This window comes from Cohnella sp. GbtcB17, assembly GCF_019091135.1.
GTDB lineage: Bacteria > Bacillota > Bacilli > Paenibacillales > Paenibacillaceae > Cohnella.
This window is the reverse complement of sequence record NZ_JAGXJW010000004.1, coordinates 155,125-182,097: the sequence shown is the minus strand read 5'-3', so window position 1 is coordinate 182,097 and position 26,973 is coordinate 155,125. Positions and strand designations below refer to the sequence as shown.

Sequence of the window (26,973 nt, the reverse complement as noted above, 5' to 3'; positions counted from 1 at the left end):
TGTTCGTATCGCTCACTCTCCGGCCAGCACGGCCGGCTCGCTTAAAATGCCGGTCGGGGCCAGAAAATCGCTGCCGCTCACGACGAACAGCTTCGCTTTAAATCCGGCTACTGCGTTCGGCAGTTTGAAGCCCGCCGTCAGCGTCGACGTCTCGCCGGCAGCGAGCGTCTGCGTCCGGTAAGAGAAGTTGACCATCGCTCCGTCCTCGCCTGAAGCGTCATACAACGCCGTCACCAGCGTGACCGTCTGCGCTGTCGCGCCATTGTTCGTCGCTTGAAGCATGCCCGTGAGCAGCTCGCCTGGCGCAAGCCCCGTGGGATTCCCGTTATGGCCCACCTTGAAGGAGGTCGATATCGTAAACGGCGACTCGACGTTCACCGTATAGACGACGGACTCCTGTCCCTGGGTCGATTGCAAAATCACCTTCATGCCGTCCTCGACCGCGCCTCCGGCAACGGGCGTCGTCCCGTCCGCGCGGAACAAGTCGACCGCAGCGTTAACGGAGGCAAGCCGGCTCAGGAACGTATCGACCGATTCTCCGTACCGTACGCCTGCTATCGTACGCGCCGATTCGTCGATCGCATACGCGGCGGAGATGAGAAGGGATTCGTCCGTCAGCACTTTAAACTCCTTCATCGTCGCCCAGTTGCCCCAGCCCGCGATCATGTTGACGCGCACATGCCGGTAGCTGCCCGCCACGTCGTCCGCAAAAGAAGGGCCTTGCACCGCATTGTCCGACCGATCGGCGAGCATCGTCCAGTCCGTCCCGTCGTTCGAGCCCTCGAGCGTGTACTTCCAAGGGTCGTTCGTGAGATACAGCTGCTCGATCCTGCTTAACCGATAAGACCGGCCGAGATCCACCCGGAGCGATTGAGGCAGATCGCCGTTCGCCGCTACCCAGGCCGTCGCATCGTCGCCGTCCACCGCCATCGCCGGATCGGAGCTGGGCACGTTGTTGCTGGAAGCGATGACCGGCTTGCCTTGCGACACGTTCGCGCTGGCCGTAGCGTGTTCGGTCAGCAGCGCCGTCCGGTACGAGGAGGCGTCGCCGATCGTATTCTCGCCTTGGCCGAAGTTCGTCAAAATGCCCTTTAGCTGGCCGTTCGCGCGGAAGTCGCCGATCATTACACCCAGGCCGAGCTTCATATTCGGACCCGGCGTAAACGACTCCCCGTTTTTGCGGAGCGCGCTCCACGGCAGGAACGCTTCGAGCGCGTAGCCGTCCGTCGTCTTTTTCCCCGCGACCTTCACGCCTGCCCGGTAATCGGCGCCGCCCCATTTCCAATGCTCGTACCAAGCGGCCGGTCCGCTTTGACTGGTGCCCGACGTCGGCACGAAGTCGAAAATGTATGCGTCCGCTGTACCGGACGTTTTGCGGTTCATCGGGTCGACGGTCAACTGGATGACATCGTTGTTGTTCAGCGGGTCTCCCTGGCCGTAAGGATTAAAATACTCGTTGTCCCGAACCGTTCCCGCCAAATAAAGCCCGAAGGAATCCCACATCAACCGGACGGTGCCGGTCAGGTCCGTTTCTGTTGCGCCGATCAGCGCGCCGTCCCCATGCGCGACCTGCGTCTCGTCGCTCATGTCGATCGGTTCGGCAGCCGTCCACTCCGCGGCGCCGATCTCCCCGTCGATGTCGGGCTTCGCCGTCGCCTTGCCGACCGTCATGATCGGCGTTGCCTTCGCGCTGCCGAAAAACAGCCCGCTCACGGTCGCCTTGCTGTCCGCAGCCCCGGTCACCTTGACGACGACATGGCCCGCCGCATCGAATACGTAATAAACGCCGTCTCCGAAATTTTCGATTGTACGCGGTTCGATGAGCACCTGTCCCGCTTCGTCCTCGACCGTCACCGACTGCTTCATGCCTTCGCGATTCCAGTCCGCCATGTAGAAGGCGATCCGGTGCGTCAAGCCGTCTTTCAGATCGAGATCGTAGGCGAGCGTACCTCCCTTTTCCGGCGTGACCAGGGCGGCTGCCGACCTTAACGTGCCTTGCGCATTGGTGAGCGCTCTGCGATCGGAGGTCGCCTCCTGCAGGACGACGGGGCTCGCGCCGCTAGTCTCGTTCAGCACGACATAGGCAGGAAGCTTCGCTTCCAGCTTTTCGAGCTTGTAACCTTCCCGTCCGAACCGGCTGCGCCAATCGCCGGAGGTCGCCGTGTCGAGCTCGACGAACTCGGCTTTGAGCGCATCGGGCACATAGGTCATGTTCGTCAGCGTGAACCCGTCGGCGCTCCCTTCCAGGAACGGAACCTGCGCGTCTCCCCGATCGACGGTCACGTTCTGGATCGTGCCTGTTGATCGGGTGTTCGGGAAAAACTTGAGGCCGCCGCTGGAGTTCCCGGGGCTTCTGCCGAAGTTGCGAACGATCGCGCCATCGACATGAGCGCCGTCGGTGCCGCCCACGCCGCCGTTGTCGAAGATCATGATGCCGGCGCCGTCGATGCCGTCTATGACGGCGTTGCGCAGCGTGACATTGGATGCGTCCGTACCGCCTTCAAAATCGAAGCCGACGCCGTCGTATCCCTGCGAGCCTTTGCCGATGTTGCGAAGCTCAACCCCGTCAAACACGACGTTTTTCGAGTTGGCGACGACGATACCGCCGATGCCGTAAGGATTGACGCCGTCATGCGTGCCGCCCAGCACGCCCACATTTTCAGCGCTGATATTCGTGATGGACGCATCCACCATGAACAGGAAGTTGAAGCCCCACTGCTTGGCGTTCGTCGCGGTCAAACCGTCGATCGTCACGTCCTTGAACCTGGCGTTCGTACCGAACCCGGCCGTGTTCGTATATTGGGAAATGGCCCCCTGGAAGAGCGGCGTATTCACGTTGTCGAAGACGATCGACTTCATCGTAAGTCCGCGCAGATGGTACGTCGACGCGTTGCCGTTCCCCTTCAGGGCGATCCCCGTGGAAAAGTGGTTGTACAAATTCGGCTTGCTGTTAAACGTATCGTCGAGATCGCGGATGTCGAGATTCTCGAACGTGAGCGACCGCTTGTCGTACACGCCGTCGAATTCCGCGTTGATGCCCGTCATCGCCTTCTCCATCGCGATGCCGTCGATGCGCCAGCCTTCCTCGTTATGGAGCGTGATGGCGGCCGCATCCATCAGTTGAGGAGAAATAAGCGGCTTGTCCCCCGTCCCGTAGGACGACAGCTCGATGGGCAGGTCCGGCGTACCGCTGCCGCGCAGGGTCAGCGTCTCTCCCGTCCATCGGTCGCCAGCCTTGAGCAGAATGCGGTCTCCGGGCTGAAATGTCTTCTGCGACACATGCGTCAACGTCTTCCAGGCGGTCGCCTCCGACAGTCCGTCAGCGGTGTCGTCCCCTTCCGACTGGCTGACGTAGTATACGGCCGCATCTGCCGCATGTACGACCGCCGGCGAGAACACAAAACCGATAAGCTGCATGACTAGCAGGACAGCAAAGAGTATCAATAGACACGGCCTCAAACGCGCATATTTCATAGATAGTCGTCCCCTTCTTGAAATGAATTCGCTTTCAAATCGACTTGTAGAAAGGAGAAATCAGTCATCTGCATGACGATCCCCTTCACTCATCGTCTGCAAGAACAGGCAGCCGTATGGCTTCAACCGCAGCCGGAAAGGCAGCTTCACATGTGCTCGGCTTCCTGTCTCGGGATTATAAACCACGGCGGACGAAACTCCCCCTGCCCCTGCGTCCAGCACCGCTTCCGCCATGCCGTCGCCGGCATGGAGCAGCATGAGCAATTCCTCGCCGTTCTTGCGGTAACGGCTCATGAACAGCCGCTCGCCGCCGTCGACACCCGCGATCCGAAGCGCAGGCTGAGCTATCGATTCGGAGCAGGCGGCCCGTATCCTTACTGTGGCTTCTTCTCCCGGCACAAGCTCGCACGCTCGCATCCGCCGGACAACTTCGGCATGCTCGTCGGCGTAAATGCCGCTAGCCGGCAACGCTCCGGACCAGACGATCCGTCCGCCGGAGGCTTCGAAGCGCTGCAGCTTCTCCAGCACGGCGAGCGGGATGACCTCCACGTTCTGCATCAACACCACGCGATAAGCAATGCCGCCGACTTCGAGCGCACCGCCTTTGAGCTCGGCATCGGTAATCGCCCGATCGTCGAGGAAATTAAAATCCAGCCCCGCCGACAAGAGTCCGCGCGCCGTCGCTAGCAGCGATTCGTGGCGGTCCCACATCGACCCAGACTGATGGCGCACCGCTTGGCGAATCGGCTTATAGTCGGCCTGATAAGTCTCGATACCGTAGTAGACGCCGACATCGGGCAGATGCGCCGCGCCCTCCAGCATGACGCCGAGCCTGCCGACATGCGCGCAGTAGCGCCGGTATTGCTCCTCTCCCATTTCCAGAGCGTTGTAATAGGAGTTGATGTGCGTCACGCCGCCCATATACAGCAGATTGGCGGTTCCCGTCATGTCGCTTAGCGACGCATCGCCGTCATATGTAAACGCGCCGGACGGATCAAAATGAACCGGGCAGATCTCGGCCATCACATCCCGTCGTCCGGCGGCCCGCGCAGCGGAACTGACGAACTTCGGGGCAAGCAGATAGCCGAACGGATCGTCGACATAGCGTCGGGGCCTTGTCGTCAGCATGTCGACGCCGGGAAACGGCATCTCCCGCAGCACGCGCATGAGGCTGCCGTAATAAGCAGTGTGATACACCATGCTCTCTTCCAGCAACGCATGTCCCGAAAAGTGGATGCCCCTCGTCCTGCACCAGTCGGCAAGCTGACGGAAGTAACTCTCGGCAAGCAAGCTGGAGACGGTGCGGTAAAACTGCACGCGAACGGTTCTCTCCGCTACGCCGTCGCCTTCGAACAGCGCATGCAGGCAAGGCGCGAGCGCGTAGCCGTGCTCCCGCTCAAATCGGCCGGGCAGCGCCTCCGTCCACGGCACGACGGCGCGCGCGTACGTTTCTTCCGTATTTTGATAGGCGGCCATCAGGCTCGGCTCGTCGGTAAAAAAGGCGGACACCGCTTCGCCGATTCGTCCCTGGCCGATATGGACCGCATACGGTTCGTACGTCGTCTCGATAAACCGCCGAACCGCCCGGCTGTCCAACAGATTGGGATAACGCCGCGGTGACCAGCCGTTCCGCTCGGCGTGGGTGCCTTCGTACAAGTATTTCTCCACGTAAGCGTGCAGCACCCATTCGCCTTCGATGCCCTCGGTTCGCACCGTCAACCCGTCCGGCGCCGTTTCCGCGCATTTCGCCCCAGTGCCGCCGCTCGCCGCTTCCTCTAACGAATGCAGCGATGCCGAATAGAAGCGAATGCCGTCATCCGGCACCGATACGACCACTGGTGCGATTCCGCTGCCGCGCACAGAAATCCGGTACAACCCCCGCGCCTGCAGCTCCGGATGGTCCGACAGCGCGAGGCCGTCCGCCGAGCCGCTGGGATAGCCTTTTTCGTCGTACAGCCAGATGCCGAGTCCCATTTCCCTTACCGCTTCCATATGTGCAGCGAGCTCTCGGAATGCGCTCTCATTCTGCAGATAGCGATCGTCCCAAGGGACGTTCGTCACGATGCCGCCGATCCCGAGCGAAGCCAGGCGATCCAGCTTCTCTCCCGGATCGGGCCCCCAATCGTGGACGATCTGATAGGGGCGATATCGCAGCGGCGGCGTTTCGAACGCGCTTCCTTCACCGTTGTTCGCGTCGTTCATCGTCTCGCCATCCTCCTCGTTCGCCTGCAAGCGCAAGCTAGCCTTTTACCGAGCCAACGACCAGGCCCTTCAGCAAATACCTTTGCGTAAACAAGAAGAACAAGATCATCGGTATGGCGGACAGGAAGCAAAGCGCGTACACCGGTCCCCAATCCACCGTCGCGTTGGCGCCCATGAACTTGTAGACGGACATCATAAGCGGCGCTACGTCACCGGCATTCAAATAGATTAGCGGCCCCTGAAAATCGTTCCAGTACCAGTACACGGTCGTCGTGACGATCGTGGCCGTCGCCGGCCTGAGAAGCGGCAGGATGATGCGGAAAAATGTCTGGTATCGCCCGCAGCCGTCGATGAAGGCCGATTCTTCCAGCGCTTGCGGAATCGTCCTCGTGAAGGCCGCGAAGAACAGCGATGCAAAGGCCGTGCCCCCCGCCACGTAGATGATGATCAGAAAAACGGGCGTGTTGATCAGATGCGTCGCCACCCCGAGCTTGTAGAGCGGCAGCATGCTCGACTGGGCGGGAATGATTTGGCCGGCAGCGAACAGCGCATACATCCACTTGATCCACCTCCGCTCGGAGCGGCTGATGATGTAGCCGGCCATTGAAGAGAACAGGACGATAAAAAAGAGGGTAACGGCGCAGATGACGACCGTGAGCGACAATGAAGCGAAGAAGTCCGTATTCCGCAGCATCGTTTTGTAATTGCTCAGATCCGTGAGATCCGGCATGTAAAAGGCGTCGAAAATATGCGCTTTATCCTTGAACGTATTCAGGAAGAACAGCAGAAAAGGAGCAAGGAACAGCGCACCCATGAGCCATGTGGCGGCCTGGGACGCGACGTGAAGCGACGACCGCGATGCGGCCGCTCGCGCCGGTACGCGATTGACGCGATCGACCTGCCGTTTGGCCCGGGCCGAAGTCTGAAGCGCGCTCATCTTAGATCTGCACCTCCTTGCTTCTCGTCAGCCTGAGCTGAAGCAGCGATACGACGCCGACGAACAGAAAGAGAATGATGCCCCCGGCCGTCGCGTACCCGTAATTGCTATAGCTGAACGCATGCTTGTAAATGATCAGGGAGATTGTGTTCGAGGCGTCGCCCGGACCGCCGTTCGTCATGATAAAAGGCAGATCGAACATCCGCAGCGTCGTCGTCAGCCCAAGGAAAGTCACGACCGTGATCGACGGCATGAGCAGCGGGAAGGTGATGTAGCGAAAAACGGATACCGGGCCTGCGCCGTCCAGATTGGCCGCCTCGTAAAGCTCGGCCGGAATCGAGCTGAGGCCTGCGAGAAAGACGATGACGCCAAAGCCGACGCCGCCCCACACCATAATGACGATCAGGGCGGGCATAACCGAGTCGTACGTGCCGAGCCACTCCCGCCCCGCCGAACCGAGTCCGATCGACCGCAGCAGCTGGTTCAGCGCGCCGTCATTGTGGTAGATCATCGTCCAGACGATCGACATCGTGACGAAGCTGACGACGCCCGGCAAATAAAAGATCGTGCGCAGCACCGTCTGCGAGCGACCCGCCCTGTTCAGCGCCAGCGCGAGCGCAAGGCTCAGCGCGTTGCTCAGGAAAAGGCCGGCCAGCGCAAAAAGCAGCGTATTGCGAAGCGCAATCCGAAAGCCGGGTTCCTTGAACAAGTTGACGAAGTTGTCGAAACCGATAAAGACCGGCTTGGAAAATCCGTCCCACTGCGTCAAGGCGTAATAGAACGAACTGACGAACGGCCAGACGACGATGATAAGAAAAAAAATCAATGCGGGCGCCGCAAAAGAGAGTTCGACCCATGCATTTCTAAAACCCGATTTCATACGCTTCCCTGCTTTCGGTTGTTCGTTGGAAAGAAGAAGGGATACGGCGGCGAAGCTCGATCCGCGGCATCCCTTCCCGGCCTTGCGGCCAGTTGCTGTCCATGATAAAACTTACTGCTCGGGAGCGGCCACGAGCCCCTTGTCGCGAACGAAGGCGCTGTCGGCTTCGTCAAGCCAGGACGGGCTGAACGCTTTGCCGGCCAGCATCTTGGTGAACAGCTTGGCATAGACGTCGCCGACGGACGCCGGCATGAACTGCCCCTGAATCATGCTCTTGGTGGAGCCGAGCACGCTCAGGAAATCCTTGTTGCCCACTTCTTTGTAATCGATGTCGATTCCTTTGATGGCCGGGAATACGCCCGCATCCTTGTCGCGAATGACGATGGCATCCGGATCGTGCATCGCCGTCACCAGGTCCTTGGCCCGCTGCAGGTTTTTCGTATGCGCATTGACGCCCGTCAATACGCCGACGGATACGCTGAGCAGCGGCTCGCCTTTGTCGCTCGGCAGGGCGAAAAATCCGGTTTCCATGCCGCCGCTGTCTTTCATCTCGCTGTTGACGAGACCGCCGATGTACGGACCGTGGATAATCATGGCCGCTTTGCCGTCCTCGAAATCCTTGCGCTGCAGATCCCATCCGTTGCTGAGCGCGTTGCTTCCGAAATAACCTTTGTCCACGAACTGCTGGAGCTTGCCGAATGCGGCCTGAATTTCCGGACCGTTCAGCTTCTTGGTGCCGTTGTAAACGTCCTTCTCGAACGTATCGCTGCCGTACTCGTTAGGCAGGAATACGCTGACGGTCATGCTCGCCACCCAGGCGTCCTTGAAGCCGCCGGCAAAAGGCGTAATCCCCTTGCTTTTCAGCGTCTCCGCCGTCTGCACCAGCTCGTCCCACGTCTTCGGCACCTGGATGCCGTTGTCCTCGAACAGCTTGCGGTTGTACCAGACGCCGTTGCTGTTCAGGTCGAACGGCGCTGCGTACACTTTGCCGCCGTAAGAGCTTTGCGTTTTGGGCGCGCCGTCGATATTCGCCACGAACGGCATGTCCGACAGGTCGGCGATATAGCCCGCCTTCGCGAACAGCGGCAACTGCGCGCTCTGGAACTGGACGACGTCGGCCGCCGACGCCGAAGCCATTTGCGCTTTGAGCAGATCGAAGTAGGCTTCGCCCGGGGTATTCTTGTATTCGATCGTGGCGTTCGGATATTTGACTTTGTAGGCCTTCTCGAACGCTTCGCGATAAGCCTTCACGATGCCCAGCGGCTCGTCTCCGAGGTTCCAGCTCGCCACGCTGATCGTAAACGCTTCGGTATCCTGCGCCGACGCGTCGCTTCCGGTCGGCGCGCTGCTGGCCGTCGCTTCGCCGCTTGCCGGACTCGCGGACGCCGTATTTGGGCTTGCAACGGATCCATTTCCTCCCGCATCCGAGTTCGATCCGCATGCCGAGAGCAAGCCGAGCGCAAGGATACTGGCCGGAATCAATGTCTGTACTTTTTTTCGTGTCCGTACGTTATTCATTGAGAACCCCTCCTATGATGAACAGACCATGCGGCATCGTCCCGCATGCTCATTGTAAGCCGGACGCCGCGGCATCGAATAGAATCAACATCTTGACATCAGGTGTAATTTCTTGATCATCCCATAGAACGCGCTCCGGTGCCATGCTATGATAGGAACAACTTAAGGCCTACTAACAACCTGGAGTGGAGCTCGATGCGTAAATGGCGCTTTCCGGCAAACAACTCAATCGCGTATCGGCTGTTCGTGATCTACCTGCTCGCGATATCGGTGCCCGTCTTCCTTTACGGCGCCGTCTCCTACACCCTGTCCGCGCGCAACGTAGAGAACAACTATATCCGCAATAAAGCGGCCATCTCCGACCAGATCATGCGCAACATCGACGAAAACGTGCTGATCCTGCAGAAGCAATCGGCCTCCCTCTTTTTGATCAGCAAAGAAATTACCTATATGCTCGGCTCCGGGCCAGGCGACACGAGCGATGCCTACTTCGACTACAAGGAGCGACTCGACCGCTATTTTCTCGCCCTTATTCAGATGAACGACAAACTGAACGGCATTACCCTGATCGACACGCACGGCGAAATCAAGTACGCCATTAACGTTCAGGGCCGCAACTCCGTCGCCGGCTCCGTGCTGGACGAGCCCTGGTTCAAGGAGACGATGGCGCTTAACGGCGCGCCCCATTTTCTCGATCCGCACACGAACGATTTTCTTTTTAATCCCGTCAGCGCCCCCAAGCCCGTCGTCATCTCGGTCGCGCAGTCCATCGCCGATTACAATGCGGACGGACCGGCCGGCGTCTTGCTTGTCGATCAGAACACCGAGCAGTTCTTCGGCGACATCGCCAATATTAATTTGCAGGAGGGCGAGCAGACCGCCATCATCAGCCGAACGGGCAAGCTCATCTACAGCAATGTCCAATGGGGGGAAAAGGAGAGCGACAAACTGCTGTCCGTCGCCAAGGGGCTAAGCCGCGGCCAGGTCAAGACCGACATCGGCGGACAGAGTATGCTTGTCATCGCCAGCGCGCCGTCCCAGTACGGATTTCAGGTCGTGTCCCTGCTCCCGATGTCCGAGCTGCAGAAGAAAAGCGGCTTTCTCCGGAGCATAACGGCCCTCATGCTGATCGTCGTCTCGGGAATCGTGCTGCTCATCTCCATCGTCGTCTCCTTTTTGATCGTCAAGCCGCTTCGCCGGCTCATGCCCTCGTTCAAGCAATTGGAGATGGGGAACTTCTCCACGCGGGTTCCCGTCAAGGGCAACGACGAGCTGGCCCGCATCAGCCAGGCGTTCAACACCATGGTCGGGAATATCGAATCGCTGATCGTTCAGAAGTATGAAGCGAACCTGCTTCGCAACCAGGCGGAGCTCAATGCGCTGCAGTCGCAGATCAATCCTCATTTCTTGTACAACACGCTGTATGCGACCAAGTCGGTCATCGACCGCCACGATTATGAACGCGCTTCCGCGATGGTGCAGAACCTGTCGGGCATTTTCCGGTACAGCCTGCATCAGGGCAGCAGCGCCGTCACCCTGCGCGAAGAGATCGATCACATCCGGAAATACATTTATCTTCACGATATCCGCTTTGCCGGACGGTTCTCTACCGTTTTCGAGATCGACGACGCGCTGTGGGAAAAGCCCGTGCCAAGATTGACGCTTCAGCCGCTCGTCGAGAACGCGATCCAGCACGGACTGGCGAACAAGACGATCGGCGGCGAGCTGCGCATTACAGCCAAGCCGGCGGACGATCACTGGCTCATCTATATTTACGATAACGGTTCGGGCATGTCCGAAGAAGAAATATCGCGGCTGAACGGCTGGTTCGCTTTATCGTCGTCCGAGGCGGCCGGCACGCCTCGGACCGTAACGGACGAAGCGACTGTCGCAGGCAGCCAAGGAAACGGGCTTGGCATTCGAAACGTGCATGCGCGCATCCGGCTGCATTTCGGCCCGGCATTTGGAATCAAAATAAGCGGCAAGGCGGGCGCCTTCACGACGGTAAGAATCAAGCTCCCGCTGCACGACAGGCTTGGAGAGGAGGCGGTCTGACATGAACATCCTGATTGTCGAAGACGAGACGCAAATTCGCGGCTCGCTCGAGGACGCTCTCCGCCGGTTCGGCATCGACGACATCCGGATCGCCGGCAACGGCTCGGAGGCGCTCGCGCTGCTGGAGGAGCGGAAGGCCGACCTAATCCTGTCCGATATTAGAATGCCCGAAATGGACGGCATCGCCCTGCTGGAGCGCGTTCGCGAGCGTCATGGCGACGTGCCGTTCATCGTGCTGAGCGGCTACGATCTATTCGAATACGCGCAAAAGGCGCTAAAATTCGGCGCTTACGCCTATCTGCTGAAGCCCGTCGCCGAAACCGAACTCGAAGACGTCGTCCGTCGCGCGCTGCAGGAATTGATGCAGAAGCGGGACCTGCGCGAAGACGAGCTACGGCTTCAGATCAAGTTAAACGCCGGCACCTCGGAGCTGCGCCGCCGTTACTTGACCGAGATCGTCGAGGGCAAGGAAGCATCCGGCAGGCAGGCGCGCAAATGCGAAGAATACGGCATCCGATTTCCGTATCCCTTCCATTATGTATGGCTGGCCGGCATGGACGAGGCGGTTCGCATCGCGCAAGCGATGCCGCGCTCCGATGTCGAGCTGCTGAAGTACGGGCTTGAAAATCTTTGTCTCGAGGTCTTTCGGGAGGGTGGGCTTATCGCGGAGCCGTTTCGATGGGATGACGGGATCGGCCTGCTGCTGAATGGGGACGGTGAGGATGGGCAGTATGCGGATGGGCAGAGCGCGGATGGGCAGAGCGCGGATGGGCAGAGCGCGAATGGACAGAGCGCGGATGGGCAGAATGCGGATGGGCAGAACGCGGATGGGCAGAACGCGGATGGGCAGAACGCGGATGGGAAGATAGCGGCGCTGTCTGATCGGGCGTCCGGACTCGCGCTCGACGTGTTGAAGCTGTCTATTACGGCGGGCGTCGGACACGCTGCCGGACGGCTCGACGAGACGCCGGCTTCGTTCGCCTCCGCGCGTCGCGCCTATGCGCAGAAGCTGGTGCACGGCGGGGGTCGCGTGTATGCGTGCAGAGCGGTGCGGGATTCGGCTCCCGAGAGCGTAACGCTCGACCTTGCGGCGGAACGGGAGCTGCTGGCCCTGTTCGAGGCGCACCGTCAGGACGAGGCCTCGGCATTCCTTGCGGAGCGCTTCGCGCCTTTCCGCGTTCCCTGCTCGTTCGAGATCGCCGACGTAGCCAAGCTGAATTATCGGCTCGTGGTGCTGATCGCCACCATCTTGAGGCAGCTTGGCTTCGACGCCGACGAAGCGCTCGGCGACGAGTATCATTTGTATACGCAGGTCAACGCGCTGCAAAGCGTGGAGGAAATGATCGCCTGGTTCCGGCAGCGGTGCATGGACGCATTCGCGCATATCCAGGAAAAATCGACCCGATCGACCAAGAAGCTGATGGGAAAGGCGCGCGATTTTATTGCCGAGCACTTCCACGAGGCGATCAGTCTGGAGCTGGTGGCGGACCATCTGCAGATCAGCCCGGAATATCTCAGCAGGGAGTTCAAAAAGGAGCTCGGCGAAAACTTCACCGACTTCCTGCTGAGGCTGCGCATGGAGAAGGCGAAGTTTTATATCCGCGAAGGCCGGTACCGAACCTATGAGATTGCCAATCTCGTAGGATTTCAAAATGAGAAATATTTCTCCAAAGTGTTCAAGAAAGCGACCGGGTTTACGCCAAGCGAGTTTAAATTTCGCACGCTGTGACCACCGCCGCGCCGGGGCGAACGAAAAAGCGGCTGTCTCAAGCTGAGCGAGGCCGAATTCGCCAAAAATGGGGCTCACTCGCGGGTCGATTGCTGACCCTTTGAGAAAGCCCCTTTTTTGTTTCGATTCATCCCTTTCAGTCGATCTCCACTCGCTTGCGTCATGCGCAAGAATAGCGCAGAATTGCGCTATACTCGCATGCTCGCATTTAGCCGTCCGCTCCCCTACCGCGCCATGCTTAAGCATAGCTCAAAATTGAGCTATTCTTGCATGCACGCCGTCTAGACACCCCCACCTACTCGCGTCATGTGCAAGAATAGCGCAGAATTGCGCTATACTCGCATGCTCGCATTTAGCCGACCGCTCCACTACCGCGCCATGCTTAAGCATAGCTCAGAATTGAGCTATGCTTGCATGCACGCTCTCTAGACGCCCTCACCCGCTCGCGTCATACTCAGGAATAGCGCAGAATTGCGCTATACTCGCATGCTCGCATTTAGGCGATCGCTCCCCTACCGCGCCATGCTTAAGCATAGCTCAAAATTGAGCTATGCTTGCATGCACGTCCTCTAGACGCCCTCACCCGCTCGCGTCATACTCAGGAATAGCGCAGAATTGCGCTATACTCGCATGCACGCTCTTCAGTCTCCCCCACCAGCACGCGTCATGCGCAGGAATAGCGCAGAATTGCGCTATTCCTGTATCCACGCCCATCAGACGATCGCCACTATCGGCATCAACTGCTAAATACCTGAATCTCGTTGACGCGCGCATAGCTGCTCGCCGCATCGCCAAGCGTCGCGTACACTCGTATCTTGGAGCCGGTCACCGGCGCAAAGACATGCGTGCTGTGTGCCTGCGCATTGCCCGTCACCGCCGGAACGCAGTCGACCCAGGCGGCGCCGTTCCAGACTTGAAGCTGATAGTTCCGCAGCTCGTACCCGCTCGTCGTGAACAGCTCGACCCGGCCCAATGTCCGGTTCGCGCCAAAGTCGATTTGCACCCACTGCGGCATAATCGGTGAAGCGCTGGCCCAGCCGTTAAAGTCGGTGGTCGCCGTTCCGTCGTTTACCTTGGCGGCCGAATAGCCGTTGGCGGTATCCGTCGACGACGCGGAAGCGGTGCCGCCATAGGCCAGATTGACCTGGTACAGCAGCGTCACGGGACCGTAGGCGCGGTTGCCCGAAATCCCGGTATTCCAGCCGGATCCGTTATTATAGACCGAGCCGCCAACCGTCCCGAAGCCAAGCGTGATCGTCGTATTGTCGCTGTACCACTGATCGCCGCCGTTGTCCTCGGTCGTCACGAGCAGGTAGGCGGTGCCCGGCAGAAGCGAGACGCTTTCCGCCAGCTTGCAATATTGATAACCGAGCGAATCCGGCGTTCCCGCGGACGTCCGGACGCTGCAGGCGCCGAGCATCGCCTTGTCGCTATCGCGATACAGCTTGAGCGTATGCGACTTTTCATTGCCCGCAGTAAATTGCCTTCCCAGCCCGTTCACGCTGATAACGCCGGCGCCGGTCGTGAACTTGAAGCCGACTTCGCCGTTCGAATCGTTGCGCAGCGTGCCCGGCGTCTGCGAAGCGACCAGCCCGGTCCCGGCCGGGGAAGGCAAGGCGGACGGTGCCGTCGGCACGTAGGTCGTCGGCACGGTATTCACCGTATTCGCCGCAAAGTAAAATCCGCCGTATGTTCCGCCGTACGTGCTGCGGCCGCGGCTGTTGTTGAACACATTGTTCGTTACGAGGCCGCTGCCGCCAGCAAACTGGATCCCTTCGCTGCTGTTGCCCGGATTCGTGCCGTAATGGCTGACGACGTTATTCTCGATGACCGAATCGACGTCCGGCAGACTCGAGTTGTTGAAGTGGAAAATGCCCGCTCCGGCCGTATCGTGAATGTTCATGCCGCGCAGCGAGATGTTCTTGCCGACGCCTTCGAAGTCGAAGCCGACGCCGTCGTAATTTTGATCGGGGTGTCTGGCTACGTTCGCGATCTCGCCCCCGATTACTTCCACGTTCTTGGAATAGGCGACCACCATGCCAGCCGAGCCGAACGGATTGGAGACGGCGCCGATGTTTTTGGCCGTCAGGTTGGTGAGCGTCCCACCATCCACGAAAATAACGTTGAAGCCCCACATGCCGCCCCCGTCGATCGTCAGATTGTCCATGACGACGCGCTTCGTCCATAAATGCTCGTTCGGATTAAAGCCGGAGACAGGCGCCCCGAACCAGGTGGCGGTGTCGCAATTGTAAAACGCTACGTTTTTGATCGTTAAGTTCGTAAGCGCCGTCAGTCTGCCCGGCGCGTTCACCTTGTCGGTATACGCGGGCGACACGGCGTCGGCCATCGTCTTGACGCTGATGCCGGCGGATGTATGGTTGTAAGTCGCCGGGGCGCTATTGTATGCGGCCGTCATATCGCGGATCGTCATATTTTCAATCCAGATATAATCCCGGTTATACGCATGATCGTACTGGAGCCTGATGCCTTCCCAGGCGTTCTTCAGCTCCAGACCCGTAATCTTCCACCCCGCATAACCGTCGATGAGCACGGCGATGGCATCCGTCGTGCCGGGTGCGATGACAGGCTTCGCGCCCGCCCCGTAGGCGGACAACACGATGGGATTGGCTGCCGTTCCGCTGCCCTTCAGCGTCAGCGTCTGTCCCGTCCAGGTCGCGCCGCTCCTGAGCAGCACCTGGTCTCCCGCCGCGAACGTCCGGGCGTTGACCGGGGTAAAGTCGCACCAGGGCGCCGTCGTCGACGTACCTGCCGACGCATTGCTGCAGCCGGCGCCGCTCTGGTTGTTCACGTAGTAGACCGCAGCATCCGCCTGATCCGCATGGGCTGAAAGCCCGAGCGCGATGACGCCGACAATGCCGATCATCCATGCCGCCAACCGAGACATTCTCTTCATTTGTTTTCCTCCCGCCTGATTTTGGTTGCGCTTACAATTCGCCATACGCCATTCCGACTGAGCAGGCATCATTCATACAGCCTTAGTATCGGGCCATCCCGACAATGCGTATAGCGTCAAAATTTTGATATTGGCGTTATTTTTTGTGGTTGCGTACGACTTTGGCCCCGGACCATGTAGAATGGAATCATAGCACTCGAATTCAAGCAAGGAGACGCCTCCATGGAACCAAAAAAAGCGGCGCGCCAAACGATCGGCTTCCGGGAGCTGGCTCCCTACGTCCGTCTCGTCCAGCATATCGCCGGCGACGATCGCTACCGGCTGCCGCCGCGCATCATCTACGATTACGAGCTCAAGTTCGTACTCGAAGGCCGCTGCGATTATGTGATCGAAGGCGTTCATTACGCGATCGGTCCGGGCGATATGGTCGTCTTGCAGCCGATGGTGCGGCATTCCTGCGCGGTCCCGCCGAACGGGACCTTCCGGTATTATGCAGCGCATTTCGACTTGATCTATATGGGGGACGCCTACAACTTTTCCGTCGACGACGTCTACCTGAGCCAGGATTACGTGCATTCGCCGTTCATCCCGGACGATCCGGAGCTTGCCGAACGCCCTGTCGTATCGCTGGCAGAAGTCGATTTTCCATGCGTCGTCTCTACGTCCGACCCCGTCGCATACGAAGCGCTGTTTCGTTCCCTGTATGCGGCGTTCGAGAGCGGGGAATACGGCAGGGAGCTGAGCATGCGCGGAGACCTCCTTCATGTGCTCGCGCTGCTCGTCCGGGAGCTGTCGACGCCTGCGGGGATCAGCATCCGTCATCCGCAGCGCGAACGGATCGGCCGGGCGGTCCAATGGATGCAGGCGCATTATCGTTCCCAGCTTCAGCTAAGCGATATCGCGGCGTCCGTGCATTTGTCGCCGAGCCGGTTTCGCGCCCTGTTCAAGGAAGCGACGGGTCAATCTCCGATGGAGATGCTCCTCTCGATCCGTATGGACAAGGCGAAGGAGCTGCTGCTTCACTCGACGCTCACGGTCGGACAGATCGCCGACGAAGTCGGCTATCCCGACCTGCATTATTTCAGCCGGCTGTTCAAGCGCTGCGAAGGCTTGTCACCGCTGCAATATGCGCAGTCTCTGCGGGCCAGGTTCAGTTGAATCGTCCAACAAGCCCGTCGTATCGTCCAAATACGCGCACCTATCGCTTTTCGTAAACTAAAGTCAGCAACATTCACAATCCAAGGAACGAAGGTGCGTAAATGACTGACATCCGCAAACCGGAAGTTGCCGTCTATTATTTTCCGAACTATCATGTCGATCCCCGCAACGAAGCGACGCACGGCGCAGGCTGGAACGAATGGGAGCTCGTGCGGCGGGCGACGCCGCGCTTCCCCGGACACCAGCAGCCCAAGGTTCCGATGTGGGGCTACCTCGACGAATCCAAACCCGAGACTGCCGAAAAGCAGATTGCCGCCGCGGCCGACCACGGCATCGACGCCTTCATTTACGACTGGTACTGGTACGAAGACGGCGCCTTTCTGAACAAGGCGCTCGAGAACGGGTTCCTGCAAGCGTCCAACAACGACCGGCTGAAATTTTCCCTCATGTGGGCGAATCACGACTGGATCAACATTTTCCCGTACAAACGCGGCATGGACCATACGCTGCTGCACAGCGGACAAGTGTCGCTGCAGGCGTTCGAAGCGGCCTGCGACTATATGATCGATAAGTACTTCGGCCACCCGTCTTATTGGCGCGTGGAGGGCGGCTTATACTTCTCCGTCTACGAGCTGATGAGCCTGATTCAAAGCCTGGGAGGTATCGAACAGACGAAAACGGCGCTCGACGGATTCCGGGCCAAGGTGCGGAACGCGGGACTCGGCGAGCTGCATCTGAACGCCGTCGTCTGGGGCATTCAGAATCTGCCGGGCGAGCGTACGCTCGAAAATCCGGGCGAACGCGTGCAGGAGCTCGGCTTCGACAGCGTCACTTCGTACGTCTGGATTCATCATATTGCGCTGGATTCGTATCCGACCGTCGACTATCCGGCATACGCCAAGAAGTCGGAAGCGGATTGGGGCAAATTCCGCAAGCAGTTCGGGGATTACGGCATCCCCTACTACCCCAATGTTTCCATGGGCTGGGATTCGAGCCCTCGTACCGTACAATCCGACGTTCACGCCAATATCGGCTATCCGTTCACGCCGGTTCTTGTCGGCAATACGCCCGAAGCGTTCCGCGAGTCGCTCGCGGCCGCCAAGGCATTCATGGAAGCGTCAAGCGATACGGTCCCTCCAATCCTGACGATCAACTCCTGGAACGAATGGACGGAAGGCAGCTATATCGAACCGGACACCGTGAACGGCATGGGGTATCTGGAAGCGATTCAATCGGTATTCGGCAAAAACTGAAGCGAACGGAAAGCAAAAAACACAGGCAGGCGCAGCGTGCATACGCGGCGCCTGCCTGTGTTGTGCCCTTTCCAATTTCACATTACACGAGGAAGCGGATATGGTAATCTATACCCAAACCACCTGAAGAGGAGGGACTTTTAATGGAGCAAGCCTGGAAACCACCGGGGTTTAACAGCGTCAATCCCTATTTGATCGTCCGGGAAGCGGACCGGCTGATCGACTTTCTGGCGGATGTATTCGACGCCAGTCTGATCGAACGGCATACGGACGAGTCCGGTGCGGTGCGTCATGCAGCCTGCCGGCTGGGCGATTCCATCGTAGAGCTGAGCGGCGGCGTGAACGAAAGTTTTCCGCCGACGCGCTGCGCGCTTCACGTGTATGTCGAAGACGCGGACGCAACGTACGCCAGGGCGCTGAACGCGGGAGCCACACCCTTGTATCCGCCGCAGGATCACGACTACGGCGAACGTTCGGGCGGGGTCGAGGACGCCTTCGGCAACCATTGGTATATCGCAACGTTCGGAAAAAAATAAGAGCTATTCACTGAAGGAGCAGCAAAGTGGCCACTGTCCGGAAATCCGGACGCGAATAGCTTTACTCTGCCTATGGGCGATGGTTGGCCAACAGGGCGGCGAACCGATCGAACAGCTCCAGCATCCCTTCAGTCATACCGGACTAATGCTCCAAAAATAATATGCTCAAAATGTAAGGCCAGCTCCTCGTGGAAAGCCGGATCCGGATGATTAATACCATTGGCCAGGCGCGTGTGGATATCGACCCCGTCATTCTCCATCTGCTCCCAGATACGATAGGAATCCACACATGGCAGATCCATTTCCAGAGCCAGTTTTCTTAGCGCATCCATGTACAAGGTGAGATAACCCGCTTCCGCTACCTGGATGAATGCTGGAACGGCAGCCCGATGCGCTTGATGAATGCGCTCGTTATCCCGCTTCATCATCATGCCGGGGATGAATAGCAAGAGATCGGCATCCGTCTCCGTTTGCAAGCGCACAACCAGGTCGCGAATCGCGCTTATGAACCGTTCCAAGCCGGCAGGGCCGGCATGCGCGTCATTGAGGCCAAACCCGATCGTGACCAGATCGGGTTGATACAGGAACACATCTCTATCCCATCTTTGACGCGATTCGTCAGCGCTGTCTCCCTCAACCCCCGAATTGATCGCGTTCACCACCGTGCCCGGAAATCTCCGCTCCATTCTTCTTTTCAGCGCTTGATGGAAGACGGATTCGTATTCGACGACGCCATAACCCATACACCCTTGGGTGACACTATCGCCCAAGGCAACGAAAGTTACGGCACGTGCCTTAGGATCGTCCGCCTTCTCCTTCAAACGGTTCCGCAAGCGCTCGAATTTGTTATCGTCCACGTCACGTCACTTCTCCTTGCCTCTCCTGATTTTGTTCGCATGTATCCGTTTACTATAATCCTTTTTACATGTTAAAATGACCCTGTCAGCCATCATCTTGACGTAAGGGAGAGGATCGCATGCAGATTCGCGCTTACGGTTACGATAACTCTCTTGACACGTCTCAGCCCATACATGAGAATCTTTCACTCTTCCCCTTGGAGTCGAGAATCGGCGGTCTTCACCCTCAGCACCATGAATTACTCTATATAATCGAAGGAACACTGAAAATTACGATTAACCACGTAACCTATCGGTTGACGGGTCCATCCGTCCTACTGATCCCTTTGAATACCTCCCACCATTTGCAATTCCTTTCCCTGAGGTATCGTTATGCCTACTGGGAACTGCAAGACGACGCTAACGAAGCCTTCCCTGTCCCTGCTAACTGCGACAAATGGAACCGCCTTCAGGCTGAGCCGGACGGAAGCTTGCCAGCCGTTCGATTAGTCTATGAACGCATTCAGGCGCTTCACCAGGTTCTGATGGCAGAGTGGATGCGCGAGCAGCCCGATCTGGCACGGCAAATCAGCTATTCCGACATCCGAGCCATCCTGGCTATTATTCGGTCTGTGGCCAAGCCGGATACGAAGCTCTACGGAAGGTCGAGTCAACTGCCGGACAACCGGATTGCTTCAACGATGGAAACGATCGAGATTCTTGTCCGTTGGATGGAATCCAGCTACTGGGAGAATTTCACCTTGCAGAAGCTGTGCGAATATGCCCATTTGAATCCTTCCTATATGATTCGCACCTTTAAAGCCTGCAAAGGCGTTTCCCCCTTGCAATTTCTCAATAACCTTCGAATGAGCGCTGCCGAGAAGTACTTGCTGGAAAGCATGATGAGCGTTCAGGATATCGCGAACGCCACGGGTTTTCAGTCCATCCATTATTTTAGCCGCCTGTTCAAGCAGAAGTACGGCAAAAGCCCCGCACATTGGAGGAGCGAGCATAAGAAGACGACTTCGGTCTCGGACTAACGACTCCCCGATCTGCCGAATGTCAATCCGGCCACCGGACATCGCGGAAGGTGCCGGTCTCCGCGGACTCCTTGGCCTTCAGGCACAATAACGTGCTGTTCAAGCCATCCTTCAGCGTAGACACGGACGTTTGCGTCCTCCCCCGCATAAGCGAGATAAAATTGTCGAGCAGCGTAGCGTCGCCCCCTGCATGGCCGACTGCCGTGGCTGCGTCATCGATCTCGTACGATTCGACTCGAGGCGTATGGTGCATAAATACTTGAATCCGGTTCGCCGCCCAATCGAATTCGACCGTCCCTTTGTACCCGAGAAACCGTGCGCCTCTTGCGGCCGCTTTTTTTCGGACAAAAAAGTTTTGCGAATAGGATACGTGCATGCCCGATTCATAAGCGACTAACGCGCTGCCTGAATCCTCGTTGCCGGTATCCTCCGCGAAGCAGCAATAAGGGCCCAACGGTTCCTCGAATGCAAGTTTCCGAAGATTGTCCGGACTTTCCGGACAGGTGCTTGTCTCTTCGCAGTCCTTGCATTGCAACCCTGCCCGCTTGTTCCCCTTGAAGATTTGTTTCGACGTCATCGCGCATACGGTCACGGGCTTCAGCCCCAGAATATGATTAATATAATCGAAATCATGCGTCGCTTTTTGTACGAACAGACCTTGTGTCTCCGTCTCGTCGCGGAACCATCCATGATAATAAATACTGCCGTAATTCACGTTATTTACAGCCTGTACATGCTCCACTGTTCCGATTTTTCCCGAATCGATAATTTCCTTGACCAGCTGTACATGATGCGAAACCCGCAGAGGGAAAGACACGACCGTCTTGCTGCCGTATAAGGCATCCGCATCCCGCAGCTTTACCAGGTCCTCCATCGTTGTCGCAACCGGTTTCTCCAAATAAAGCGGAAGCTGTCTGGGCAGCACTTTTAAGGCCATGGGGGTATGAAGGGAGCAGCGCGTTCCGACGAATACGCCGTCCAGCTCCTCGTTGTTCAGCATGTCATCCGCATTTCCGTAAAATGAAATCCCCGAAGGGTCGCCCCCGTCCGCTATCATCCGCTCCCGGATTTCATGATGGCGAACGTCGGCGATCGCTGTAATTCCGCAACTGCTATCCATCTCTTGCATCATGCCCAGCAGTCTTTTCACTTGATGACCGTACCCGATAACCCCTACTTTGATCATGCGTTTCCCTCCCGATGTCTCCATTTAGCCTTTGACTCCACCCATGGTGGCGCCTTCTATGATCCTTCTCTGAAACAACACGTATACGATAACGGTAGGTATGATCGTGATGACAAGACCTGCCAGCAGCGTCACCCAATCCGCCTTGTATTCCATCATGGCATTGGCATTATACATGTTCACGCTAATCGGGTACTTGGCCGGATCGCTGATCAGAATAAAGGGACCCAGGAAATCGTTGTACAGGCCTACGAACTTGAAGATGCCGATCGTGACGATGCCTGGCATAGATAGAGGCAGGATGATTTTGCGAAAAACCTGAAATAGTGTGGCACCGTCAATAAACGCGCTTTCGTCCAGTTCCTTCGGCAAGGTGCGCATGAAGCTCCCGAGCAAGAGCAGTTCGAAGGCGCCGACCGGCAGACTCGCAAGCAGGACGAGTCCGTTCAGGCTGTCGGTCAGATTCAGTGCGCGCATCAACGTGTACTGGGATACGAGAATGTTGATGCCCGGCAGGAACAAAGAAAGCATGATCATGCTCCACAGCAAAGATCGCAGCCTCCACTCAATCCGCGTGAAGGCGTAGGCATTCACCGTGGAAACAAACAAACTGATCAGGAGGCTCAGGCCGACATAGTATAGCGTGTTGACCACCGATTGACCGATGCCCAGACTTGTCCAAGCCTTCTCGTAATTGCTCCACTCCAGATGCTCGGGGAAGGCCCATATATCGGCGAAAAACGCTTGATTCGTTTTGAGAGATTGGTAGAATATCCAGAACAGCGGCAGCAGGATGGTAAGCGCCCAGAGGAACAGCACCATGCGCCATAACCATGAAGAAATCCCGGTTCTCATGGAACCCCCTCCTTTCAGTATTCTACGCTGTCTTTGGCGAAGAATTTGTCCAATATCAGCTTTAAACCGACGAGCAACACAAAGATCATCATACCGATCGTGGATGCATAACCGTAAATATGCTGGCCGAGATTCAGGCTGCCAAAGGCAAAGTTGAACATATACAGGGAGATGACATCCGTCGCGCCGCCCGGACCGCCTTGCGTCATAATAAACATATATTCAAAGCCTTTGATCACGGAGAGCATCAGGAAAATGACCCCGACGCGAATGACGCCGGATAACAGAGGAAGCGTAATCTTCGAAAAACGCTGCATATGCGTGATGCCGTCCAAAGTGGCGGATTCATACAGAGACTTCGGGATGCCTCGCATGGCGTTCATGAATATGACGACGTAGAACCCTGCATAACACCACACGTACAGCGGAATCATGGAGAGCAGCGCCGTTCCTTTGCTGCCAAGCCAATTATGCTCTCCCCCCAGGCCGAGCACGCGAAGAATTCCGTTCAGCAAGCCGAATGTGCCGTCATAAATAAATGACCAGACGAGCGCAATGACGACCAGAGACAAAACGTTCGGAAAAAAATAGAGTACCTTGTAGAACGAATTCTCTTTAAATGCCCGGTTTATGAGAAGATCGGCCAATACCAACGAGATGATAAGCGTAATAGGAATGACCGTAACGAGCAAAATCAGATTGTGCCCTAAGGCCCGCAAGATGAAAGGATCATGAAACAGCCGGATATAATTGTCCCATCCCACGAATGTCTTGGCGCCTATGCCGTCCCATTCCAGGAAGGAATAGTAGATGGAGAGGGCATTCGGATAGAGCGTGAATAGAACATAGGCCGCAAACGCCGGAGCAACGACAATGAAGAGAAAAATCGATTTTTGAAGCCGTGCGTTTTTTAACATAGGCATAGTGGTTTTCTCCCCCGAATATCACGATTGAAAGGCAGTCCGGATGACTGCCTCTCGACCGCTAAGTAATCCGATTACGCTTTGTTCTGGGCCTTTTTGTCTTTGGCAATGGCGTTCTGAAGCAGCTTCTCCGCGTCCGCCAAGATCGGTTCCGGATCTTCCTGTCCCGTCAGCACGAGAGCCATATTATCCACGATGACCTTGAGCGACGCCATATTATCGGGATCCGTGAGTTCGATCTTGCGATTCTTCAGTTCGAGTACGACCGGGTTATCTTTCAGGTACGTGGCGATCGATTTCTGCAGCGGCTTCATCTGATCCGCCCGCGTCTGGTCATCCAGGTAATCCTTGCGTAGAGGAAGCGCGCCGCCCTTCTCGACCAGTACCTGCTGGATCTCATTCGACATGAGCGAGAGGAGGAACTGTTTGGCCCATTTCTTGTTCAAGTCAGGCTTGGCTGCCCATATCTCAAAGGAATAGCTCAGTCCGTTCGTCACATAGATGGGACCGTTCGGATTGTTAGTGAAAGGAACCGCCATATAGCCCCATTGGAAGCCGTCGGGAGCGGTATCCTTCATCTCGTTCTCGATCCAGTCGCCTGAAGGCACCATTGCCGCTTTATGCTGAAGGACGAGCATTTGCGATTGCGTATGATTCATGCCTACGCTTTTCTTGCTGATATACCCCTGCTTCCCCATATCGTGCAGCCGCTTGTACACTTCGATGCTCTCCGGCGACGTATACTGCGGACCGTTATAATACTCGAAATCGTTGCGAAATTGTTTATTGCCTCGCTCGTCGGCAATCTCGAATATCTTCGTATCAAAGGCGAACTGCGCGTAATTGTATAAGCCCGCATATACGATCGGATCGATGCCCTTGCTCTTGATCGCTTCGCAAAGCTGGATAAACTCGTCATAGGTCTTAGGGTTCTTGTTCCAGCCGTTCTCGTCGAACAGCTTCTGATCGAAGAACATGCCGCCGACGTAGTTTGCGATCGGGAACACCCAGGCATTGTCTTTATAATATTTCTCGGGATCGTTAAAGCCCGGGACAATTAAATCGTTCAGCTTCCGGCCGGGCGCGTCGTCCGGCGACATCTTGAAAATATCCGTTACGGGCTCCAGCTTGTTGGCGTTTACATATTCCGTCCAGGTGGCTCCGTAGAACAAATCGAACATATCGTTATCGTTGCCGGCCGAAGCCTTGGTCGAGATGAGGTCGCCGATTTTCGGCGAAGCCGTAATATCGAATTGCACGTTCGGATATTTTTCCGTGAAGCGCTTGACGGCAAGGTCGAACCACTCTCTTCCATAGCCGGATTCGAGCAAGCCGATCATTAACGTCACCTTTTCGTTTTTTGGAAGTCCGTTCTCATAGTTGGCCGCTTCCGAGGAAGCCTGCCCGCTCGCTGCCGGGGCCTGCGTGCCGGAAACGTTACTCGCGTTCTGCGTTTCCTTCGTATTGGCAGTATTGGAGCATCCTGCAGCCATGAGTGCCGTACATAGTAACAACGAAATACCAGCCGTTCTTTTGTTCATCGTTAGACCCTCCCGTTTTTCTGTTGAAATGGTTAATAAGGGGCTGCCGCAAGCGTTCCGCTATTATCTACCGTGACTTTATAGCGCGTGCCGTTCGGCGCCTTCAGAATAAAGCCCTCGCCAGCCACGTCCAGCGACCGATTCAGCTCATTAATAAAAGAGTTACGATAATTGCTGTCAACCGCCGTGCTGAACGCCATACCGGTTGCGAAGAGAGAGCCGACCTCGGCGGTCAACTTGATTTTGGCATAAGCGGCATCGCCCGGAATGGCCGCCGTCACCATCAGATCCGTCCAGTTGACGTCGATGTCCACAGTCCCGAATAAATAGGTTTCCGTCGTAGCCGAAGCCGTGCCGTTCGCCTTGAACCAGAGAAGCTTAATCCCGGCATGACCGCCGCCGCCTATCCTCTTGGCCTTCATCCGGAATACAGCCAGCGTATTCGGGGTTACCGAGAACGGCTGAGAAGTAATAAACGATTCGCCTGTCGCAACGACCTCAATGGCGCTCGCATAGCCCGACGGAATATTAGAGGTGGTTTTACGGAAATAGACGGCTCCCGCGCCATACACATTTGTCCATACCCAGCCGGATTTATTCGCCGTGTTGGCGCTAGTCGCCATATTCTCGCCGGTCGTATCGACAGAGGCAATCAAATTGACATCATCTTTTTTGTCGTGGATCGTTTGGCTCTGCATGGAGCCTCCCGCCGTATAGATGAAGTGGGTATCCTGAACGAATACGCGGCTTCTTTCCTTTGATAAAGCAATATAGTAAGGCGCCCATTCGCCTAAATCGCAGCGCGCGATACTGACATGGTAGTTCGGAGCGTTCCCCAGTCCGGATATGATGTAATTCGTCAAGTAGTCTGCTACTCCAACGCTGCGAGACATCCGGACATTCTGAATTCTTAGAGAGCCCGTCGATCCCGGCACAACCTGGAACATGGGCAATCCGGAGTTGCCGCCCATAAATCCGCCGTGAACGACATCAAGCGTCACGTCTCCCTCGGCTTTTACCCATGTGCAGGGCATTTCCATGACGCAGTTCGATACGACGAGGTTGCGGCCCAGAAGCCCGCATCCCTCCAAGTATTCGACTTTCAGCAGTTCGCTGTCTTCAACGGAGATCTGGCCGATCTTGCAAGTAATAAGGGTTGAATCCGGAATGCTGAACGGGTTGCCCGCTTGAAATACCCATTCCCTCTGATGACAATCGATCGTGCTTCCGGATATCTTCAGGAATCCGTTCGGCTGATTGCTAATGATGCAGTTCTGCAGGCTCCGGCAGCGAAAGCCGTACAAGTAATTCTCGCTCTGCGGCGCATCGTGGGGACTTGGATCATCCAGCCATGCCCCGTACTGAATGCCTACGAGGATGTCTCTGATGTACATGCCGTAAATATTAATAAAGCCGGCTTGGGGGAAATTGGGGCGCGAATACCAATGAATCGCTGCACGGTAATTGCGGTTGAATTGTCCATTGATTTTGATATCGTACAGCTCCAGGTAGATGCCTGTAATTTTCAGTATCGCATCCTTGTCTGCCGCGGTGTCTCCGCTTCCCGTGACTCCGATCAGCCAATACCCGTTAAAGTTAATCGTCTGTGTATCGCCTTTCATCTCTACCGACTTGACATAGTAGTTCCGCGTGAAGAGGACCGTGAGACCCGAATCGAATGCGGCTTGAACGGCCAAGGTGTCGTCGGGATCGGTATCGCCCTTGTAGAAATCCGGCGTAACGGCACGGCGGCTAAATTCCTGATCAATGAGGTCGAAGTTAGCGTTGACATCGGTGACGTCCAGCGGATCTGTCTTCTTGAGCTTCATGTTCGTTGTAAGCGTTGTCGAGTTAGCGTAAGAAAGCTTGGCACCTGTCATCAAGGAGAGTCCGGTCAATCCCAGCACCGTCATCATTTTCCTGCGGCTGATGGGCG

The 26,973-nt window shown here is 57.0% G+C and carries 18 protein-coding genes; 6 read left to right on the top strand and 12 right to left on the bottom strand.

Annotated features, from left to right (window positions below; all coding sequences use genetic code 11):
* Positions 1-12: 12 nt before the first annotated feature.
* The 5 genes from KVT38_RS03265 to KVT38_RS03245 form a co-directional block, all read right to left on the bottom strand.
* A complete protein-coding gene (locus KVT38_RS03265; RefSeq protein WP_217592258.1) occupies positions 13-3,444 on the bottom strand; it encodes a discoidin domain-containing protein in 3,432 nt (1,143 codons plus the stop codon).
* A 90-nt stretch (positions 3,445-3,534) separates the two neighbouring features.
* Positions 3,535-5,676, bottom strand: coding sequence for a glycosyl hydrolase family 2 protein (locus KVT38_RS03260; protein WP_217592257.1), 2,142 nt, complete (start codon positions 5,674-5,676; stop codon positions 3,535-3,537).
* A 37-nt stretch (positions 5,677-5,713) separates the two neighbouring features.
* The gene (locus KVT38_RS03255) at positions 5,714-6,613 is read right to left on the bottom strand and encodes a carbohydrate ABC transporter permease (RefSeq protein ID WP_217592256.1); all 900 of its coding nucleotides are present in this window, start codon (positions 6,611-6,613) and stop codon (positions 5,714-5,716) included.
* Between the two features lies 1 nt (position 6,614).
* A complete protein-coding gene (locus KVT38_RS03250; RefSeq protein ID WP_217592255.1) occupies positions 6,615-7,493 on the bottom strand; it encodes a carbohydrate ABC transporter permease in 879 nt (292 codons plus the stop codon).
* Between the two features lie 111 nt (positions 7,494-7,604).
* Entirely contained in the window at positions 7,605-9,011 is a 1,407-nt protein-coding gene (locus KVT38_RS03245; RefSeq protein ID WP_217592254.1) for an ABC transporter substrate-binding protein, read from the bottom strand.
* Positions 9,012-9,206: 195 nt separating this feature from the next.
* Here KVT38_RS03245 and KVT38_RS03240 point away from each other — a divergent pair, with 195 nt between their 5' ends.
* Positions 9,207-11,066, top strand: coding sequence for a cache domain-containing sensor histidine kinase (locus KVT38_RS03240; protein ID WP_217592253.1), 1,860 nt, complete (start codon positions 9,207-9,209; stop codon positions 11,064-11,066).
* Between the two features lies 1 nt (position 11,067).
* Positions 11,068-12,795, top strand: coding sequence for a response regulator (locus tag KVT38_RS03235; RefSeq protein ID WP_217592252.1), 1,728 nt, complete (start codon positions 11,068-11,070; stop codon positions 12,793-12,795).
* Positions 12,796-13,531: 736 nt separating this feature from the next.
* Here the strand turns inward: KVT38_RS03235 and KVT38_RS03230 are convergent.
* Entirely contained in the window at positions 13,532-15,709 is a 2,178-nt protein-coding gene (locus tag KVT38_RS03230; protein ID WP_217592251.1) for a discoidin domain-containing protein, read from the bottom strand.
* A gap of 222 nt (positions 15,710-15,931) precedes the next feature.
* Between KVT38_RS03230 and KVT38_RS03225 the strand changes: the two genes are divergently transcribed.
* The 3 genes from KVT38_RS03225 (at position 15,932) to KVT38_RS03215 (ending at position 18,656) form a co-directional block, all read left to right on the top strand.
* On the top strand, positions 15,932-16,867 hold the full coding sequence (locus KVT38_RS03225) for a helix-turn-helix domain-containing protein (protein WP_217592250.1): 936 nt from the start codon (positions 15,932-15,934) through the stop codon (positions 16,865-16,867).
* 101 nt (positions 16,868-16,968) lie between these two features.
* Complete coding sequence (locus tag KVT38_RS03220) at positions 16,969-18,120, top strand: glycosyltransferase WbsX family protein (protein ID WP_217592249.1); 1,152 nt, start codon at positions 16,969-16,971, stop codon at positions 18,118-18,120.
* 143 nt (positions 18,121-18,263) lie between these two features.
* Positions 18,264-18,656, top strand: coding sequence for a VOC family protein (locus KVT38_RS03215; RefSeq protein WP_217592248.1), 393 nt, complete (start codon positions 18,264-18,266; stop codon positions 18,654-18,656).
* A gap of 128 nt (positions 18,657-18,784) precedes the next feature.
* On the opposite strand, the gene KVT38_RS03210 is transcribed toward KVT38_RS03215, so the two are convergent.
* A complete protein-coding gene (locus KVT38_RS03210; protein WP_217592247.1) occupies positions 18,785-19,513 on the bottom strand; it encodes an SGNH/GDSL hydrolase family protein in 729 nt (242 codons plus the stop codon).
* 119 nt (positions 19,514-19,632) lie between these two features.
* Between KVT38_RS03210 and KVT38_RS03205 the strand changes: the two genes are divergently transcribed.
* Positions 19,633-20,532 carry an AraC family transcriptional regulator gene (locus KVT38_RS03205; RefSeq protein WP_217592246.1) on the top strand — a complete coding sequence of 300 codons (900 nt, stop codon included), beginning with the start codon at positions 19,633-19,635 and terminating at the stop codon, positions 20,530-20,532.
* Positions 20,533-20,554: 22 nt separating this feature from the next.
* Here KVT38_RS03205 and KVT38_RS03200 read toward each other — a convergent pair whose 3' ends face one another.
* The 5 genes from KVT38_RS03200 to KVT38_RS03180 form a co-directional block, all read right to left on the bottom strand.
* A complete protein-coding gene (locus KVT38_RS03200; protein ID WP_254638936.1) occupies positions 20,555-21,718 on the bottom strand; it encodes a Gfo/Idh/MocA family protein in 1,164 nt (387 codons plus the stop codon).
* Between the two features lie 24 nt (positions 21,719-21,742).
* Positions 21,743-22,573 carry a carbohydrate ABC transporter permease gene (locus tag KVT38_RS03195; RefSeq protein WP_217592245.1) on the bottom strand — a complete coding sequence of 277 codons (831 nt, stop codon included), beginning with the start codon at positions 22,571-22,573 and terminating at the stop codon, positions 21,743-21,745.
* 14 nt (positions 22,574-22,587) lie between these two features.
* A complete protein-coding gene (locus KVT38_RS03190; protein ID WP_217592244.1) occupies positions 22,588-23,496 on the bottom strand; it encodes a carbohydrate ABC transporter permease in 909 nt (302 codons plus the stop codon).
* Positions 23,497-23,570: 74 nt separating this feature from the next.
* On the bottom strand, positions 23,571-25,037 hold the full coding sequence (locus KVT38_RS03185; RefSeq protein ID WP_217592243.1) for an extracellular solute-binding protein: 1,467 nt from the start codon (positions 25,035-25,037) through the stop codon (positions 23,571-23,573).
* Between the two features lie 32 nt (positions 25,038-25,069).
* The gene (locus KVT38_RS03180) at positions 25,070-26,953 is read right to left on the bottom strand and encodes a hypothetical protein (protein WP_217592242.1); all 1,884 of its coding nucleotides are present in this window, start codon (positions 26,951-26,953) and stop codon (positions 25,070-25,072) included.
* Between the last annotated feature and the right edge of the window lie 20 nt (positions 26,954-26,973).